17 protein-coding genes are annotated in these 18,337 nt (G+C 58.1%); 11 read left to right on the top strand and 6 right to left on the bottom strand.

The annotated features are described in order from the left end of the window. Positions 1 to 47: 47 nt before the first annotated feature. The 4 genes from C560_RS23245 to C560_RS0102015 all read right to left on the bottom strand — a co-directional run bounded on the left by C560_RS23245 (position 48) and on the right by C560_RS0102015 (position 3,252). Positions 48 to 209 carry a hypothetical protein gene (locus C560_RS23245; protein WP_155855713.1) on the bottom strand — a complete coding sequence of 54 codons (162 nt, stop codon included), beginning with the start codon at positions 207 to 209 and terminating at the stop codon, positions 48 to 50. Between the two features lie 704 nt (positions 210 to 913). Next, positions 914 to 1,231 (bottom strand): histone-like nucleoid-structuring protein Lsr2, encoded by a 318-nt coding sequence (locus C560_RS0102030; RefSeq protein ID WP_026536947.1) that lies wholly within the window; start codon positions 1,229 to 1,231, stop codon positions 914 to 916. Positions 1,232 to 1,676: 445 nt separating this feature from the next. Beyond that, positions 1,677 to 2,294, bottom strand: coding sequence for a hypothetical protein (locus C560_RS0102020; protein ID WP_155855712.1), 618 nt, complete (start codon positions 2,292 to 2,294; stop codon positions 1,677 to 1,679). A gap of 85 nt (positions 2,295 to 2,379) precedes the next feature. Further along, the gene (locus C560_RS0102015) at positions 2,380 to 3,252 is read right to left on the bottom strand and encodes a hypothetical protein (protein ID WP_026536944.1); all 873 of its coding nucleotides are present in this window, start codon (positions 3,250 to 3,252) and stop codon (positions 2,380 to 2,382) included. 91 nt (positions 3,253 to 3,343) lie between these two features. On the opposite strand from C560_RS0102015, the gene C560_RS0102010 reads away from it, so the two are divergent. From C560_RS0102010 to C560_RS24050, 3 genes are read left to right on the top strand one after another with little or no spacing between them, the layout of a single operon-like run. Next, a complete protein-coding gene (locus tag C560_RS0102010) occupies positions 3,344 to 4,078 on the top strand; it encodes a hypothetical protein (RefSeq protein WP_026536943.1) in 735 nt (244 codons plus the stop codon). Positions 4,079 to 4,116: 38 nt separating this feature from the next. Further along, on the top strand, positions 4,117 to 4,566 hold the full coding sequence (locus C560_RS23555; protein WP_026536942.1) for a hypothetical protein: 450 nt from the start codon (positions 4,117 to 4,119) through the stop codon (positions 4,564 to 4,566). Then, entirely contained in the window at positions 4,454 to 4,780 is a 327-nt protein-coding gene (locus C560_RS24050; RefSeq protein WP_442853135.1) for an oxidoreductase C-terminal domain-containing protein, read from the top strand. Before C560_RS23555 ends, C560_RS24050 begins: the two co-directional genes overlap by 113 nt. Here the strand turns inward: C560_RS24050 and C560_RS23545 are convergent. Then, positions 4,688 to 4,906, bottom strand: a complete 219-nt coding sequence (locus C560_RS23545; RefSeq protein WP_081801591.1) for a hypothetical protein — start codon at positions 4,904 to 4,906, stop codon at positions 4,688 to 4,690. The two genes, C560_RS24050 and C560_RS23545, sit on opposite strands and share 93 nt — an antisense overlap. Before the next feature lie 739 nt (positions 4,907 to 5,645). Between C560_RS23545 and C560_RS21040 the strand changes: the two genes are divergently transcribed. The 4 genes from C560_RS21040 to C560_RS0101975 all read left to right on the top strand — a co-directional run bounded on the left by C560_RS21040 (position 5,646) and on the right by C560_RS0101975 (position 10,208). Further along, positions 5,646 to 6,221 (top strand): HIRAN domain-containing protein, encoded by a 576-nt coding sequence (locus C560_RS21040; RefSeq protein WP_197026090.1) that lies wholly within the window; start codon positions 5,646 to 5,648, stop codon positions 6,219 to 6,221. An 83-nt stretch (positions 6,222 to 6,304) separates the two neighbouring features. Next, positions 6,305 to 7,135, top strand: coding sequence for a hypothetical protein (locus tag C560_RS0101985; protein WP_197026089.1), 831 nt, complete (start codon positions 6,305 to 6,307; stop codon positions 7,133 to 7,135). Between the two features lie 343 nt (positions 7,136 to 7,478). Further along, a complete protein-coding gene (locus C560_RS0101980; RefSeq protein WP_155855711.1) occupies positions 7,479 to 8,255 on the top strand; it encodes an NERD domain-containing protein in 777 nt (258 codons plus the stop codon). Positions 8,256 to 9,182: 927 nt separating this feature from the next. Beyond that, the gene (locus C560_RS0101975; RefSeq protein ID WP_026536937.1) at positions 9,183 to 10,208 is read left to right on the top strand and encodes a hypothetical protein; all 1,026 of its coding nucleotides are present in this window, start codon (positions 9,183 to 9,185) and stop codon (positions 10,206 to 10,208) included. Between the two features lie 669 nt (positions 10,209 to 10,877). Here the strand turns inward: C560_RS0101975 and C560_RS23240 are convergent. Beyond that, on the bottom strand, positions 10,878 to 11,717 hold the full coding sequence (locus tag C560_RS23240) for a hypothetical protein (RefSeq protein ID WP_155855710.1): 840 nt from the start codon (positions 11,715 to 11,717) through the stop codon (positions 10,878 to 10,880). Between the two features lie 1,777 nt (positions 11,718 to 13,494). Here C560_RS23240 and C560_RS23235 point away from each other — a divergent pair. The 4 genes from C560_RS23235 to C560_RS22555 all read left to right on the top strand — a co-directional run bounded on the left by C560_RS23235 (position 13,495) and on the right by C560_RS22555 (position 17,806). After that, on the top strand, positions 13,495 to 14,529 hold the full coding sequence (locus C560_RS23235; RefSeq protein ID WP_155855709.1) for a hypothetical protein: 1,035 nt from the start codon (positions 13,495 to 13,497) through the stop codon (positions 14,527 to 14,529). Between the two features lie 734 nt (positions 14,530 to 15,263). Further along, on the top strand, positions 15,264 to 15,572 hold the full coding sequence (locus C560_RS0101955) for a hypothetical protein (protein ID WP_026536934.1): 309 nt from the start codon (positions 15,264 to 15,266) through the stop codon (positions 15,570 to 15,572). Between the two features lie 134 nt (positions 15,573 to 15,706). After that, entirely contained in the window at positions 15,707 to 16,366 is a 660-nt protein-coding gene (locus C560_RS0101950; RefSeq protein ID WP_026536933.1) for a hypothetical protein, read from the top strand. 396 nt (positions 16,367 to 16,762) lie between these two features. After that, positions 16,763 to 17,806 carry a PASTA domain-containing protein gene (locus C560_RS22555; RefSeq protein WP_051532950.1) on the top strand — a complete coding sequence of 348 codons (1,044 nt, stop codon included), beginning with the start codon at positions 16,763 to 16,765 and terminating at the stop codon, positions 17,804 to 17,806. Positions 17,807 to 18,337 lie beyond the last annotated feature (531 nt).

Genomic DNA, 18,337 nt, shown 5'->3' with positions numbered 1-18,337 from the left:
TAAACATCGCAAGGTCTGCGATGTGTGCTTCAGGGATATCGAACGGTTCAACGCCGAACTGGCCCGACAACAAGTCCCACCAACCCAATGACCAGCACCACCGACACCGCCGACAGTCCAAAGGCGTAGGGCGTAGCGGTCGTCACCACCGCGGCGAACATGAGGCCGGCCACCATGCCTAATACCAGGGCACACTTGGAAATCTCCATACTTCGAGCGTGAGGCACGGGGGAGTACAGGGCAATTTGTCAAATCAGGGAGCAAAACGAATCCGTGCGGGTCTGTGGTGCGCTTCTCATATGGGACCTCTCAGCTTGATCTAAGGTAGTCCTCTATACATTCCCCCGTGTGAGTGGGAGACTTCTGCTCTGTCGTGCTAGGCGCAGTCGACAACGTGGGCGTCCTGAGAAGCGGACGTGAAGTAGCACTGCCTAAGCGGTGCTCTCCTCTCATACCATAAGCGGTCTCTCAACATATGAATGGAACCGTCATGCGCAGAAGATTAATTTCGATGTTACTAGCGCTTGCCATGATTTTTGGTCTTGGACTCGTCATTGCCCAGCCCGCCTCGGCAGGGCCGGTCGTGCACGACATAAAGGTTACCGTGACGCAGTTCATGTGCCCTAAGGGTGGAACCGTTAAAGAAGTAAACATCCACATCAGCGAGCCCGGAAGTGTCGGGATTTCGGCGGGCGACACTGCCAGCGGGCTATCTGCATTTTCAGCTCAGCCAGTTGAAATAGATGGCGCAAATTACTGCTCCGTATCGCCGTGGTGGCGAAGCTATTGGAACAGGGGTTGGGTCACTTATCGATACTTCTGGTTCAACGGTCAGCATACTTACATATAGGTTTTGAAAAATGAAGAGGTGTCTCCATGCTATTGGAGACACCTCTTTGGACCCGGCTTAGTGTTAGTGCGCCGCTAGGTACTTTTCCACTACGTCAGCCTGGAGACGGCCACGAGTGTTGACCTGGATACCGTTGTCAGCCGCCCAGAGACGGACAGCTTTGGTATCGACGCCGCCGGTGGACTTTGTCTGGCGCTTGGTCGAGCCGCGTTCTTTACGAGCAGCTTCCTGGAAGCGACTCAGGAAGTCGCGCAGTTCGGAAGCGTGGCCGGAATTGAGGTCAATCGCGTAGGTGACCCCGTCGATACCAAAGCGGATGGTTTCATCGGCGTCGGAACCGTCGAGGTCGTCGAGAAGCCGGGTGTAAGTTTTGGTTGCCATAGAAAAAGGCTATCAGTTATCGGCCAACATAAAGACGAAGAATCCGATGACCACCATGCCTAGGACGCCGTAGACCGAATATGGCCGCAGTTCGGGCCAAAGATGGTTAGTTCCGTCAATACCCCACCAAATGGCGAAACCCAGTGATTCCAGGCCTCCAGCCAAAATAGCAGGGTGGAAGCCAAATCCATCTCGTAGTCGCCTGTACATGATCACGGCGAAGAGGACCGTAAGGGCAATGCAGCCTAGAGAGCCCAGGCCCTCCCAGAACCACGTCAAATCAAACGCCGGTAGTGCGCCAATGCCGGGGGTCGGAGATGGTGATACTTGCACGGGGAGCCTCTCGCTAAGGCGACCTCCCCAGATCCATCGCGGTGTCTCCTGAGTTTACCGGGCGAGCAGCAGGTTTTCCGGTCAAGTTTTGGTCAAAGTCTGGCAGACATACTTAGTCTTTGGTCTCGGCATCGTCTAACTGGGCAATAGCGCGGGCAGCTGATTTCACAAGTCTCTTGGTTGGGTTGTTGACGCCCGCCGCTTCGTATCCGTCGCTCGTCATCTTGTCGGCTTCAGTGGAGAGGATTTTCACGAGCTTACGCTGTAACTCGATCTCATCAAGTTTCAGATTGGAGTCCGCCCGCTTGACGCGACTCTCATTCCAATCATTCTTGACGTCGATGATTTTAGGCATGAGCTTCACTACAGCGGCGACGGCTCCAGCGGAAGCGGTGATGACCGCTAAAATCTCCAACGGGCTACTGAGTGAAACTTTTTCAATGACCACGCCCTTGAGAAGCTCTGCGTGCTCCGTCTGAACTCCCCTCGCAGTACGCAGATACATGCCGGATTTGGAGTAATAGGTTACGCGACGGTAATTGGAGAGCGGCAGCATCCATTTGTCCGCCAGCAACAGTGTCAGCAACGCCTCAACATCTTGGAAGCGCCGACGCAACTCGGGAAGGGTGTAGTCGCGGGAGACGAAGCGTAGTTTCAGCTCCACCCGGTGATCTGCTGCCGTCCGTTCTATCACTGCGGTATCGCCCATGCCGCCGTTGGATTCACTCATTTTTTCCCCCTGATTAGACCGTTAGCTGGCCTACAGCCTACGTGTGCGTGGTCTATTGCCGACCGAGAGACGCGCCCACGATGGCTTAGTAGCGAGACACATACACAGGGTTGGCCGCAGCTTCACTAATCTCTCCAGCCAAGTCGGTGCTCAGTCTGTACCCGTCGGCCTTTTCCTTTAGGAACTCAGCGGTAGCTGCCTTGCGCTTAATTTGGGTGTAGACCCGCTGCCAGGCTGGGTAGGTTCTCAGTTCGTCGGCCAGCTCGGATTTGCGGGCCCGGAAGTCCTGCTCATACTCGTAGACCTTTTCACCGATGATCCTGTTGGCCTCAGGCTGTACCTGCCGGGTCATGAAAACCTCTGGCATTTCCTCCACTCCCGCCTCGGCGAGAATCGACGATACGAGGTGGCGGCGCTTCCCAATCGACTCGCCGCGGTATTTGGGCGAGTTGAGTAACGCCGAAAGGGCAGCTTGGTACGCAGCGCGGTACTGTTCTCGGTGCTCCTCGGATTCGGCCTCCGATTCGGCCTCGGCGTCATCCAGCTTGGCGCGAATCTGCGTCACAAGGGGGTCAATCCAATCAGATTGGGCCACCCATTCGTAAATTAGGCCTTGTGACACCCAGCTCAACGTCAACATCATCAACGACCCATCGTACTTTTGGGCATCACGTAACAGCTTTTCTACCGCGGCCGGAAGCTCTCCGCGTTCCTGGGTGTAGCCGGCACGCGTTTGTTCGGCTGAGTAGATGCTGTCTTCGACCGTGATGAAGGGAGCTCCCACCAGACTGGCCAGCCTCAGGGTGTCGTCAATGTTGGCTTCCTCGCCGTTCAGCAGCACGTCCGCCTCTTTTAGGATGTCGAGGCCCGGAATGATAACCAGGCCAGCTTCGCTGGCGCGGTTCGGAATGCTGGCTGCCATTTCGGACAGATCAGCGGAAGTGTAGGTGAAGGTCATGGTTCAGATACTAGGCTGTCAGCCCTACAAATCTGGGCAGAGATCGTTCATTGCGGAAAACGCTGTCGCTTACCTCTAGTAGCATCGACGGGTGGATAATTTCTGGAAGTGGGTCGGCGAGCAAACCGGCAACATAATCGGCGTTGCAGGGTTGATAACAGGCTTTATCTTCTACTGGTTGTCGCTCCGACCCAAGCGGTTTGGATGGCAGGTGATGAGCCAAACGCCCATACTCAGTGCCAAAAGCGGGCACCTGCCGCTCAAGGTCGTGTACGACGGCAAGGATGTCTCCAGTCCAATCATCAGCCAAGTGAAACTGGGGAACACCGGAAAGATCGAGCTCAAGAGCGATGATTTCGACGGCCCTGTCAAAATGAGCTTTGTCAAAAGTGACATACTTCAGGTCCTCATAAGTGGCCGGTCGAGTGACGATATCAATCCGGCGATCTCTGAGCACACATCTAAGTCAATTAGCTTCACACCGAGCCTTTTGAATCCGGGAGAGTGGATCGAATATCAGCTCATAACGGACGGAGCGCTCGAAGTGCCAACGGTTCGCGCCCGCGTTGCAGGCCAGGGCGCGTCTGCCATTCACGACCGAGCTGAGTTCACAACGCGCCGACAGATCGCCGGGGTATCTACGCTGTTTGGGGGCATGATACTTGCAGTGGTCCTTATCCTTGTTGTCCAGGGCGAAGCGAAGAGCTGGGTGCCGGCGGTGGGCTGGGCCATAGCCATTATCGGAATGGTTATGCTCAATCGCGCCGAGGCTTCAGCATGGAAAAAGCTCCCAAAGAAGAAAAAGACGAAGCGGCCGAAAAAGTAATAATGCTATAATTCGGGCATATCAAGGAACCCGAATCTGTGGCTGATGAAAAGAGTAAAGCGCTCGACAAGCTCCAGCAGGAAGAATTCTGCCAGCTCTACGTGAGCAAGGAGTTCTTCGGCAATGGCGTGGAGACCTACCTGGAGGTCTACGACATCGACCGGAGCAAGCCCAACTGGTACAAGACCGCATGCAGCGCTGCGTCCAGGCTGTTGAGTAATGTCAAGGTCGCTGAGCGTATCAGCCAGCTTTTGGACGACGCTGGCCTCAATGACTCGCACGTCGATAAGCAGTTGCTGTTCCTCATCACGCAGCATGCCGACTTCATCCGTCTGCGTCTGGAGTCGGTCCAGAATGCCACTGATCAGGCCCGTCATGGCGCACGCACCATTCTTGGGGCTCAACACTCCTACACGGAGTTGCCTTGGTTCTGGTCCACTCAGGGCCCACTACCGGCTGCAGATGGCAGGGCTCCCACGGCCCGATGACGGCATGCTGGTCCTGGGAGATCAGGCGGCAGCAAAGTTCTCCGTCCTCTGCTTCAGGGACGGAGTCCTGACGGCTGTGGAATCGGTCAACGTGCCCGCAGAACATATGGCGGCCCGCAAACTACTCGCCGCCGGCACGGGCATCACCCGCGATCATGGTGATCGTCCCGCCCTCAAGGGAGACGAAATCTATCAGCACAAGGAAGAACCGTAGCCCCGTGATGTGGGTGTCGCTCGTGGCCGCGATGATCGAACTGGCTGATTTCGGGGCGTGTACATTGTCCACACTTTTCGCTTCGAATCGGGTTGTACTGACCTCGGACTGCTCCGGTTTCCTCATGTTTTCGCGGTCTCCCAGTGTTTCCAAGGCCTAGAATGCAATTCGAGTCCCACCTCGGGCACAGTGTTTCCGCAGGTCAGAGGCTTCTTAGCCTTTTACTGTTGACAAAGCTTGACTTTCCGCCTTCCGAGGTGTTGTTGCGACGCGCCCTTATGCCCGGGCTTCCAGCTATGGGCTCTTGCATGAACCGGTACTGCGCCTCTTTGATCAGGACTTGGCGCTAAAGATTCCACGTAATGTGTTTTCTGCTTGGATGGTCGCTCGACTGCCTGTTGCGGCCGGCTCCGGCTCCCGGCCCGTGGACCAGCTCGATGACCTGCCGCCGCTCCAGAACCCCGTGGCTGTCTTCGCTGACATGTTCCGGCTCCGGCCCATGAAAAGCCCCGCTGACGGGCAGACCGCCGGGGATCAGGAGCCTCTTGCTAGGGTGCGTTCGGGTACGCGCACCATGCCTAGCAGTGCCTGAACAGCAGCTGTGACGCCGTAGTTATGCAGTCGGTCCGCAGTGGATCTTGCTCAATAGGGCTGCGGGAGTCGGTTCGTTTCCGGCAAACAGGATCGCTTCCAGCGGTTTGGACACCCTCCCCCCTGCCGTTGTCGATACAGTCAGCCTATGGGGATATGGGACAAGTTGAAGACAGCTTTTGGCGGCCAAGCGGAACCGTCTACGGTTTTAGAGCCAAATCTGTCAGCGGTAATGCCGGAACCTGCGCGCGCGCCCGGGGTGACTGTGGAACTAGTGCCTGAGAAACCCGCGGGGCAGCCTCAGCGCCCGCCGGCAGTGCGAAACTACGAAGCGGAGAAGGCTAAGGCGGCGGCCGCAGGCCAAAGCGTCAAGAGCTATCGCGCAGGCTACGTTCGACCGGCAGCTGCCAAGACCGAGCTGGTGGCCGGCCCCGACGGCATGCCGCCCCTTAGGTTGGTACCTTCCAGCAACGGCCTCGATCTGGCCCTGCCGGACGGGGAGTTGATTGATTACAAGATCCTCGCCCTGCGGCACTTTCAGATATTCGCGTTCCGCGTGGTGGGCATGGGCTTCCACGAAGACCCAAACAAGCCCTTCAAGTTCCGAAACGGCCAGCGCGTCCAAGCTATCCGCGAACCCGACAACGAACACGACGGCAACGCCGTCGCAATCCATGCCGGGCGGCCCGTGAATAAAATCGGCTATGTGAACAAGCAGCGGGCCGCGTGGGTCGCAAAGCTACTGGATGCCGGCCAGGAACTGGACGGCATCATCATCCAGAGCAGGGCGGCCTCGCCACGTGTCCTCCTGACTACTCCTGAGATGATGGCGTACCTTCAACGCGACTGAAACGCGGACGACGGCCGGGAGACTATAGGGGCGTCCACCGCCCAGTTTGCTGCGGCGGGATCAAGAGAGGCTGACAGAAACAAATGACGAGGGACTCAAGGAAGGTTGCTGCTCTTCAAACAATCTCACGGTTCGTGCTGCGCGCCCGGCTGGTTCAGGAGCATTCCCTTGCAGCTGATAAGGACACTCTGGAAAAGCACGCTGCATGGACAATGTCCTTTCGTCTCACCCAGATCCTGAAGACCGGGGAGCGTGCCGTGGCTATGGTCCCTGCTCCCTTACTTCCCACCGAGCAGGTTGAGTCAGCGGCCGCCCGGGTGCGTCCCGTCTTTCTCTATAGCGATGGCGTGCATTACGACAGAGTGCTCAACGCACTCGGAGAGTCTGCGGCGTCTTCAGCAGGCTTGAAGGAGAAGCTTGAGGGGTTGCGGGCAAAATTTCGGGCTGCAGACCCGGACTACCCGGACGGCCGCCCGACTGAGCCGCGAAGCAAACCGAGCATGACCAACAAGGAGGTCGCCGGTGCCTGGCTGTACGGTCAGCTGTTGCACGAGGATGAGCTGCGCCGTTCCTATGGCGCCGGCATCAGTGCCGAGGAGATGCTGCTGAATGCAACAAAGACAGTCTGTAGCGAGATGCTGGCCACCGTGGAAGCCCTGCACCTGATTGAACGCTTGGTAGCCGACGGATCGCTGGAGGTCGCCCAAGATCTGTTCACTGAACCCGTCAGCGTGACAGCCACCGAGTGGGCCCCTCAAATTGTCGGTGCCTATGCTGCTGACGTGGGAACAGCTATGCCTGAAAGCCTCATAGAACCGCTCGGCAGCGAATGGAGTGAGGTTCACGATTTGTTCGATTTCAACCCTCCCACTACCGGTCTCTCTGGCCCCTCTAACGCAGACGGCCCTGCCTAGTTCTTCGGTTGGCAACGACTTAGTTTCACGGGGAGGTGCGGCCACTGCGGCCTCCCATCTTCAGCTTTCCTCGGCTCTCGCGCATTGAAGTCCCGCACCTCACCAATCTGGTGGTCGTTTTGATGCTGATCCAGCGTTAGGATCGCTGGATCAGCATCGGACGTGTTGGAACGCGGCTAGAAATTATTGGGGGACAGGTATGGTCCAAGGCGTGCATTCTCTGCGGCAGTACGGCGTGCGGCCTGAGGCCTGGCATTGGTACCGTGTGCACGGCCGGGCTCGCCCGGCCCCTACGGCGCAATACCGGGCGATGAAGCGGCGATCGGCACTAAAGTCCGTGCTCATGCTGGTGCTGGTCGTGGCAGCCGTTGTCCTGGCTATGCCGGTCATTTACTGGTCGGCGGTCCTTCTGCACGTGAGCCTGAACCAGATGGCGCCCGTGACACTGGGTGTCCTGCTGGTGGGCGTGGCACTATTCCTTGCGATCTTCGTTGCATGGGGGGGTGCTGTGCGCGAGGCGCGGGAGGAGGCCATCCGACAGGCCACTCGTGGCCGCATCTTTGGTAGCCCAGGTGGTGTGCTGGCTGCTGCGGGAAAGTTCGGTCAGGGGAGGGTTGAGGCAGGAGCGCGGGGTGAGGGCAGCACGGCCCTTCTACTGGAACTTCTGCTGCGAATCCCTGGGACCGCCGTGTATCACGGACTGCAGTTCCCGGGAAACCAAGACGCTGACGTGGACCACGCGGTTGCCTTCGGGAACATTGTGTACCTGCTGGACTCTAAGCTCTATCGCTGGGGCCAGTACGAATGGAAAGCGTCCGGAGACGGAGACCTGGTTGTCCGCTCGGACGGGTACGGGCGCGGTAAGGCAAACTGGATGCACGCCGCCGCCACCGGGTACCGTTCCCTGTTGGGTCCCGAGGTTGAGGTGATCCCTATGGTCATGATCCATGGTCGTAGCACCTCCGTTGGAGCTTTCAATATTTCGTCCCACGGGGTGCACATGCTTACCGCCCGAGACGCCATGGAACGGATCGGAGACACGATCGCAGGTTCGTTGGGTCTCTGGCAGGATAATCACGCCGTGCGCGCCGCGCTTCTCAGCAAGCTGAAGACGGACTAAGAAGCCCGGCCGGCATCGAAGAGCCGGGCGCGGGTGGGGTAACGCCTGATTGAGGGTCCCGGAGACTACCCTTCTGAGAGGACACCAGTGAGTCTGCCGCGCACCAGGCGCGGCGCCGGGTCGGTACTGCTGTCTGCCAGGGAACTAGGGTGTTGACAATGTCAACACATGCGGATTCAGACTCAGTCCTACCCCGCCCGAACTGGCGCCGATTGCCTATGATCTCGGAAATTTCCAGCCTTTACAAGGCACGGAACCCGGTTCGAGTCCCACCTCGGGCACAGTGTTTCCGCAGGTCAGAGGCTTTTTGTCTTTTTGCTGTTGACAAAGCTTGATTTTCTGGGCATCTCAGCGCTCTGAGATCGACAACAGCTTCGGCAACAGGCGGTCTACCATTGGGAGGGGCGGAGGTGCTGGACCCCGGTCACATTGCGCCAGCACATATCGGAAACGCTCCTTGAGCCTTACGGATCATCTGAGCGATTCCGGTCTCCCCTCCGCGCGCATCTTGAAGGCGTCTCGCCGAGCGTGGCCGACATGCAAGGCAGATCCCGTCGGGCCAGGACCACGGTCCATGCGCTCGGGCTCGCGGGGCTGGCCGGAGGAACGACAATGGTGCCGCACTGTCTACGCGTATGGCGCCAGCTTTGGCAGTCGATGAGCCGGGCTTTTGCCCTGCGTCTCGCCGTGGGCGCCCGACCAAACACCCTCTCAGACTTTGCTGGCCACCGGTAGATGACAGCCCATTCCCTGCTCGGCCAAGAGCCTCGATGTTGCCTGATGTACGCAGCGGCCCTGAGCGGTGTTCGGGAATTGCTGGGTGGACGTGGCTGGCATGCCCCACCGACGGAAAGGGCCCTGTACAGTTTCCATGTGCAAACGACGTCGCCCCAGCAAACGCCCAAAGAACGAATTCACTTCGGGTGGATGGCCGCACTTGTCATAGGCGGGGCGATCCTCGGAGCAGTAGCATTTTTCATCAGTCCGCTGTTCGCTCCCGAGGACACGCAGAACCTGTCGATCTGGCAGTCCATTCTGACTAACTTCGGCACTGGCCTCGTCTCTGCTGGCCTCCTGCTCCTTGTCGAACCGAAGATACGCAGAGCCGTCAAAACCTCAGTGACGAGAGCGACTGTTGACGCAACTGCCAGCATCAGGGAAGGCATCCGCAATGAGGTTCAGGACGATATTGAGCAGAAATTCGCCTCTCTCGAGGAGCGAATAAATTCAAGGGTCCAGGACAAGTTGAGTGATCAGGACAAAAAGCTGACTGATCTCTCGAAGGACTTTACTCGGACAGCTGCGATGGCTGCCCTAAAGTCGGCCGTTGACATGAACAGCCTCCACAATCAGGAAATCATCGTTCAAGCCACCGGAAAGGCGGGGGAACTTCGCATCGGATTGAGGCTGGATCTACCTGCCGAGCTCCGGGCGTACACCCGGTTCGACCGCCCGGAGTGCACCTTGGACGACAACATTCCCTACCTCGTCGCATACTCACCCGACAACAACGGCTTCTACTCTCAAGTTAGCTGGGATGAAAACGAAGATTTCGGTGAAGTCGTTTCGAATCTTTTGATGGAGCTCCAACGTACCGGAAGGTGGGGCCTGGCTGTCCCGATTGACTGGAAGGCCGTCACCGGGCGCCTGGTTACGGGTCTGAAATTCGCAGCGGAATCACGCCGGAAGGAGCCTGGTAGCCCTCACCTCCAAGGCCGGCTCATTGAAGTTATCGGGACGGTTGACCCTTGGTACCTGACAGACGGGTCCATCGAAAACCCGAAACATAACTATGTACTCCCACGGACCGCGTTTCCGGCCCTGGCAGTTCCAAGATTCCCCGGTCAGGTTAAGGTCGTGGAAGAGATTGCACCTAGACCTGAATTTGCCGATCCCGACGAGTGGGACTATGTGCTCGGCAGGGGGTCCGCCGAATTTACAGCCCAATTCTAGGACTAGCCGAATCGGCCCTAACCTTCACGCGTCACTGGATGGGAACCGTGGAGCCGTACAGTCCGGTGCCTGGTTGATTGCAGTTCCGGCATCGAACGCGGCGGATAGATTGCTTCGCGCGCACATGCCGGACGGAGCGCCCATACCGACCCGATCATGAATTCCTTGCGTTAGAGGATTTCCGCGTCGAAGGAGCGCCTCGAGCCAGTGGAGTGAAAGGAACAACGCCAGGCCGAATGGCGCACCACTGATGCAGTCAGGGCCTGGTTCGAGTTCCCCAAGCTGGCCGTCGTGCGTAACGCCGTTGACGCCGTGATCTACGACGTCATCACCGCCCTAAGAAGCGCCAACCGCAACGAGGAGGGCCTGGGTCGGGTAGTGAAACCTTTGTTTGTCGTCGCCCAGCTGGTGCCATCGGGAAAAGAATCGCGCATCGCGCTACCGGGCGAATGGGGCGGAATGCACTTCAATCCCGCGATCGAAGCAGCCTTTCAGGATGCAGCTGGTATCTGGTGGGTGCGCGTAGGTCCCCGAGGTCTCTGCCGTAGGGAGAGTCCTGGTGTTTGCGGAAGTCCGAAATTTTCGCTGCCTCGCAGGCCGGAGATGAACGGCATCGGATCTTTCGGGACCACGTGCCAGCTCGCGGCAAATTCCCGGGGTTATTAGATACTAGAAATTGGCCACTGGTACAAGCTCTTTCCCCAGATCCGGCCAGTTCCAGAGTTGGAGTAAGTCGGGACGCACGTCGCTTTCCAACAGGATTGTGACCTGCATATAGGTGAAAGAATTCGCGATCTCCTCGCCGCTCAACAGGCCTACCACCTCTCCGTCCATAGTATGGGTAAATCCCAGAAGGTCGTGCGTTCTCAGCAGCGCCCTGCGGACAATTTCTAAAATATCTAGTTCCCTTGCTGAGGGAGGGAGTTCGTCCGAAACCTTTCGTAGCCGATAAGTTCGTCGAATCCCGTACTGTTCACCGATGGCGGAATGCTCTTTGTCGAGCATCATTTTGCCGAACTCCGAATCCCATAGCCTATCGATGAGCTCCGCACTCGAGATGTCCCAATCAATGTTCGACGCAATGCTAAGCTTGTGCGTCCTGCCACGGTAGATGCCCATCTCACAAATGCTTCCATCGAAAACCGACTTTTGATGAATGTTTATATTGCGGGCGCGCGTTAGAGCGGGGCCATACTCGTTCTCTCGTATACCTTGCGGAATGTTAGCTAGGTGTTTTTTCCAGTCAGTCCAACGTTTTCGGGTTTCGAGTTCCTTGGTTAGGATTTCCGAGATCGATCCATATGCGGAAAGGAAAGCTCCTAGTGCATAACGAAACTTCTGCGGATCATGATAACCCGCCTCCATTTGGCTTGCGAAATATACTGCTTCTTTGAAGCGGTCCTCCGTTCCCGGGATCAGACAACTTCTGACCGAGTTCGCGTAAACGCATTTCCCCGATCGGAAGCCATTGGAAAAAAATGCATCGTATGCTCCGAATAAGTCACTCATTAGACCTAGCCCAACTGTCAATTTTCTACTGAGCTTCTAACCGTACTGCTCCGCTGTCGACGAGGACTGGCGAAAGGGGGAACGCGTGTCGCAGCCCTCAGCGTCGCCTGCCTCCATGGCCGTTCAGAGGCTACTTTCGTCACTCATCCTGTACTGGAGTGCCGGTGCGCAATCTGACGATCCTCAGACCTTGCCCATTCATAACTGCCGAGACGCGTTCGCCGCTTTACCGCTAGAGAGCCATCAGGTCGCGTCCGTTCTGTTGCTCCATTTGCGGCGTAGCCCGTGCCTGCTTCTACCAGTACGGCGAACCTGCCGACCGCTCGAAGGCGCCGCGGAACGTCACGACGAACACGCCGGCGGAGGAGCGCCAGCAATCAGCCATCGCTGGCCGTCTTGCTGCCAGCCCGCACGGACCCTCTCTTGGTGAGGTTTTACAGGTTTCAACCAGCTACGGAGCAGGGAAGGCCGAACCCCATGCGAATCATTGTCAAAGTGAACGCAATTGCAGATCCGGGGGTGATTGTCGCTGCCCTCGGCACGGCAATCTCCGTCAGCGTCGTCGCATGGCAAGCAGTCGATACTCAACGACCCGTTGCCCGGCACGCAAAAGTGCCAGGGTGCTCGCTCCCGCTTCCACTCATTTTCACGATGTTTAACTCGATCTCCCCAGCTAGGGCCAGCAGGGCGGTGTCGAGTTGTTGTCGCTTGCCGCCACCTAACCGCTCTTGGCGCCCATTGCTCGAGTATTTTCGTCTCAAGTCCAGTTACGGTCGCCCGGTGGACACGAATCGGCTTTATTGGCAAGCGCCCAGGACTAGTTCTCGGAGTCGTGTTTGGGATACGGCCTTCGTCCTTGACCCGCTACAAGACTTGGGATTTAGAACGCTGGCTGGGCTTAGGCGGCTGTGTCTCAGGAATCTCCAATCGGAGTTGGTCCATGGCGGGTAGTAACGTCACGAACCAGTTTCGACTCAGTCTTCATTGGTGCTATCTGTCGGCCTTTGAGAGTGGCCAACTCTGGCAGCGCCGTCTTCGTCGCACCGCCAGCAATACTACGGGGAAGGTCGCGCATCTGGCGGTTGCGGCGTTCGTCTGCCAGCCAGGCGCCCAGGCAATTCCTTGTATGTTCCAGATACATGGTGCCAATGTCCCACCAGTATCTATCGAAAGGATGAGCAGGCTTTTCTGGAGCTGCTGGGTCGAAGGCTTCGGATGCAGGAGGACCGAAACAATGGGCCATCGCCTGCCGCACACTGACTCGGAAGTGCCTGCTCCGCTGGGAGCATGGGTTCCAACGTAAGCATTCACGCTCGAAGTTCTGCATAACAGCGCTAATCTCGGAGCTCGGCGGCATCTTGATGTCAGCATGCTCGATGAGGGCCACGACGGCACCTAGGGATTCGAACACGCTGTCCATCGCACGTCGCCGGGCACTTTCAGGAGCTTTACGACGCTGGTGGATCTCGCCCCGGACCAACGCGACTACCGATATGCCGACTGCGGCGACGCCAACCCAGAACTCAGCACCTATGAGGCGACTCTAATGTTTGGAAGCCTAGGGGCCATGGGCTTCGGCACAACAATGCGCTTCCGCTCGATAACGCTAACTGTGACCATGTGCGTCGTGCTGTCTGCGAATCCGATCTGCAATAAAACATAGGGCCTACGGTCCACCTCCATCCGAAGCGGATGGAACGAGCACCGCCGCGCAATGCTGGCAGCCAGCGTGCACGTAGTTTCACATTTTCGGGCCGGATACTGAGATACTGCGCATATGGCGAACCCTTCTGTCCAAGACGCAGCTCAAACGGCCACAGAGGTCACGACCCATCCGGCAGTGGCGAACTTGATGAATTCGGCCTCGACATGGATGGACGAAGCCCTTAAGGCATACGCGGAGGACGATTACGCAAAAGTGGCCGTGCTTGCGCCTTTGGCCGTCGAGCACCTAGGTAAAGCAGCACTTTGGAGGACAAATCCGGTCCTCGTCGTTCCGCTAAACCAGGATGCAGAACACTCCCTCATTAGCCTGGCAACGAAACCTGATATTTCGAACCCTCGTCTCCGAACTATCAGTCTCGCTGTGATGCTCCGACGCTTGGAGCAAATTCTTGGTGTGTTGCCAATCGACAAGAAGAGGTGCGGGCGCATGGTGGAAATCCGCAACGGGGCTATGCACGTGGGGTCTCCGAGCGAGTCGAGACACGTGCTGCTTGACTCCTTGGCGCTGTGTAAACCGCTTCTAGAACGACTAAAGGAGGATCCCAAGATCTTCTACGGCGACCACTATGGGACCGCACGCTCTCTTCTAGAGGAGAAGCTCTCCGAAGCCGGTCACCGAGTTACCGCAAAACGCGCACGTGCGCGCCATCACCTCAATGTCCTCGAGGCTCGGCTTGGAGAGATCCTTTTTCGGGAGACTACCGACAAACTTGAGGAGCAGGCTGCGGAACTGCTCGACCCAGAGGACTTCGGGAGCGGTTTCTACGGCGTGGATCAGGCGTGTCCTGAATGTGGTTCCAAAGGACGATTGCTCGGTAGGGTCGACGGTGATCCGGAAGCCGATTGGGACGTCGAACCACTGGGAAATGGTCTCTATGAACCAGTCTTCGCCGGCATTTACTGGAAACTTACGTTTCACCCTCACACTTACGCGTGCAGCGTGTGCAGGCTAGAACTTTACGGAACGGACGAACTAAGCGAAGGCCACCTTCCCGCATCCAGCTATGACATCTCGCAGGATGACCTTGGCGAAGAAGCCTACGACAAGCTCATCGAATCAATCGAGTTCGAGCACGATAATTTGTAGTGGCGGTTGCCCTGCAGAAGAGCAAGCCTGTCGCCCGAAACCGTGCTCTTCGAGCTGCTCTAGAAACTGCAACCTCACGCCTACGAAGCCGCCACCGAACTCCTCATCCCCGGCTTCCACGGCCGACTCACCAGCCCCGCCTGGGCATGGATCACCCCGAACGGAGACCACGACCAGGTGAGGTTCGCTTTCTGCGGCTTAGGTTCCGGCCATCGATCCAGGGGTCGTCGTGCCGCGGAGCAGTTCAGCAGATGACCTGCGGCGAACTGGCTAACGGCACTGCTCAACGTCATGGACAGTGTCGCGCTGCAACTCTCTTTAAGCCCCGGGCACGGCACCGATCCTGCGGGCGCGACTGCTCCTGCGCATGGGATTTTCCTGCCTTAACCAGATCGCGTGCGCGCTATCCATTCCGGTCGTGGAGGACGTCGACCCGGACGCAGAGACCAAACTGACGTTTGCGGAATTCAGCGCGGCGGTGAAGATGCTCCGGTCCGTTGGCTACCCGGTCGAACATTCAGCCGAGCATCCAGAGCCGCCTGCTCCATGGGGAAATGGCCACTTTCTCGGGAAGACGAGTCATTCGCTGCCGTACATGCGCTGGCGGGGCCCTGGCGGGATGTGTATGCCCACTACATAGTCACGTTACATAGTCACGGTCGCCTCGACTACGTTTCCCGCGCCGGACCTATGCTTAGGTTAGTGCTTATCCGTCCCGCCGAAGGAGAAATCGGATGTCTCGCATCATTTCGACCGGCTTGGCCAAGACCGGTCTCCTGCTCGGCTACAAGGTCGCCCGCGATACAGGCAACAGGCAGGCAGGCGGCGCTATTTTGGTAGCCTGCGGCTTGGCCGCCTTCGCGGTTTGGAAAAACGACGCCGGCGCGGCGCGGGCTGCCGCACTTACGGGCACGTATATTGCGGCCTTTGGCGCGTCCCACCCCCTGGCTAAGAAGATCGGCGCGTGGCCGGCAGTCTTCACGGTCACCGGGGTCATGGCGCTGGCCTCGATGATCATTGGCGGGCGCCGCAAGGAGGCATAGTGATACAGGCCTGCTAGCTGCACTCAGTTAGCAGGTTGGTTGGTAACATCTGCTGATTGGTGGTCCTGGTGTGCCAAACGAGCGTTTGCTGTAGCCTGATCCGTACTTGGTCAGGGGATCTGAGGAGATTGCAAATGGCCGCTGATGACATTGAGTATGTAACTCTACGCCTTTCTGGTAAGACCTTTACGACCGTGGAATGGGTCGGTGAAGTGCTGTCGAATTGTGAGTATAGCTATAATATCGCCTTGATCGTTTCAAAGATAAATGACCCTGATTATTCGAAGATTTCGCCGGCTGGTCTCTATGCTTTTTTTGATGACTTGGAGAACCATTCCCTCTGGGACCAAAACTCGGCCTTCAGATCTGTCATCCGTGAAGAAGATCTCCTGCGAGTAGAGCGGCTAGTGTCGGGTAATTCGTTTACCTTGCAACTGGCAGGTTTCAGTAAGGCTATCGAGGCCTTGAGGGTTTGGATCGATCCGATTGATCGCGCTAGGCGGCGGGAAGCGAATAGGCATCAGGAAGAGATGAACCGAGCTGAGGAGCAAGCAGCTGCTGACAAGAACATAATGAGACGGCATACGTATGTATCTAAAACACTCGACGATCTCGAGTCCTTGTTCAATCGGCGCGCCAGTGCTGAACTTAGTGAGAGCCAGAGACTCGAGCTGAACGAGAGGATTCAGAGAGAGCGCCTTCGGCTATTGGATAAGTTGGGTTCGAGCCACGTCGAGATCATTGAATCGACTATTGAGCCTGACGACGGCCCTGCAGGTGAGGGAAGTAGCTAACTGCTGCGTCTGGGAGTATCTGAGATTTGGGAAGTATCGCGATTTGCGCCCGTTGACCACCCGTCTTTAATGGCTATGTCATAAAGTGCATTTTTTGTTTTACTCTATAGATATACATGAGCGCCGGAACAATCGAAATCAAATACGGAACGGATAACAGCCTCAGGCTGCATTTTTCAACGAAGGACGCGAACGGCGTCGCCCAGGATATCGGCCTCTGGACAAAGATCGGCTGACCAACCCTACGGTGAGGGGCGCCGGGATCTTGGCTGATCTACACGGAAATCGCCCGGTTTTCCTTCATGACGCTGCCGGCACATATGGTTGGGGTTATCCGCACCCCGGCCACCATCGGGAACGCCATCATCGCATCCGGAACCACTGAAATTGGGGGACATGAAACGCCACATCTCTGCCGTCCTGGCAGCCCTGCTCGTCGCAGCCCTGACGGCCTGCGGGGGAGGGGCGCAGCAAGCGGCCTCCTCCGGCGATGCCGCTGCGGCGAAGAACTCCCGGACGGTCCCGGACGTGATCGGCAAGGAACTGGTCGAGGCTCGAAACTCCGACTTGAAAGACTTTGTCGTCAACCTCTTCGGCAAGGACGGCAACAAATGGCTCGGCTACCTCCCCGACAACGTCACGATCGTCTCAACCGACCCCGCCGCAGGCTCCGTCACCGACAAAGCGGACATTGACGTGACCGTCAGCGTCACCGAGGCTGAGGCGGCGGAGGCGGACCAGAAGGCCCAGGCCCAGGCGACGGAGGCCGCCAAAATGTTCGACGCCAAGGCACAGGAAGCGGCCGCTGCGGAGAAGCTGGCCGCACGCTACACCTTCGACTGCAGCGACACCTACTCGACTTCCGCTGGAACCCAGGGCATCTACAAGACCCTCAAACAGGTCTGGGCCGCCCCCGAGTACAAGACCAGCAGGACCTGCAGAGTAGAGATCGACGGCGAGGCCGCCTACGGCGCGAAGTCGCTGCTGCCCAACGAACGGGCCGTGGCGGACGTCGTCGTTGCGCACGGTGGCGGCACCTACGACAGCCCGGCGGGCGACTTCGGCACCGCACTGGAGCTGTGCGCCAAGCCACCGGTCGACTACGCCGATCGTGTCGGCGGCCGGCCGTCAGCGACCCGCGCCGACGCATACGGCGCCCTGGCCCTGTGCCCGGATGCGCCCCACGCTGAGCTCCTGCGCCAGGTGGCGACCACCATCAAGGTCGGCGACGGCACTAACGTCGTCGGCAAAGACATGGAACCCGGCACGTACCGCACCAAACCCGGCGTCAAAGACTGCTACTGGGCCCGAAGCACCGGCGGAGGCGACATCATCGCCAACAACTTCGTCGGGTTCGCGCCCAACGGGGTCACCGTGACCGTGTACGCCGGAGAGGGTTTCGAATCCCAGCGGTGCGACGTGTGGACGAAGATCGGCTGACCCGAATCCACCCCCAGGACTCCGGCCCGCCGCGACGACGGGCCGGCGTCATTTTCCCTCAGCCGACGGGTCTTTTTCACTCGTCAGTTGTTATCGCTGGAGCGCGGCTTTCGTCCGTGACGCACCCGGCACATATGGATGCGTAAGGGGGCGGGAAAGCTGAACGAGAGGTAAAGGCGGAGGTGTTGACAGTGTCAACGCTTTCGGTGTCGGATGGGGTCGGATCAATGCCTGATCGGGCCGGATTCCGCATGTTTCCTCGGGTCCCCAGCGTTCGCAAGGACTGGAATGCAGTTCGAGTCCCACCTCGGGCACAGTGTTTCTGCAGGTCAGAGGCTTTTTAGCTTTTCGCTGTTGACAAAGCTTGACTTTCTTGACGTTTTCGCGTTTTGAGATCTACAACGCCTCTGCCGACGGGCGCCATACCAAGGGACGGCCGCAGGCGCTGAAGCGCCCTTGCGGCCCCTGCATCAGGGCACCTCATACCCGCTGATGTCGGAGGTGCCCTTTATAGCCCGCGCGTCTACAGCG

It is taken from the genome of Arthrobacter sp. 9MFCol3.1 (genome assembly GCF_000620385.1).
GTDB lineage: Bacteria > Actinomycetota > Actinomycetes > Actinomycetales > Micrococcaceae > Arthrobacter.
This window is presented reverse-complemented; position numbering and strand designations above follow the sequence as displayed.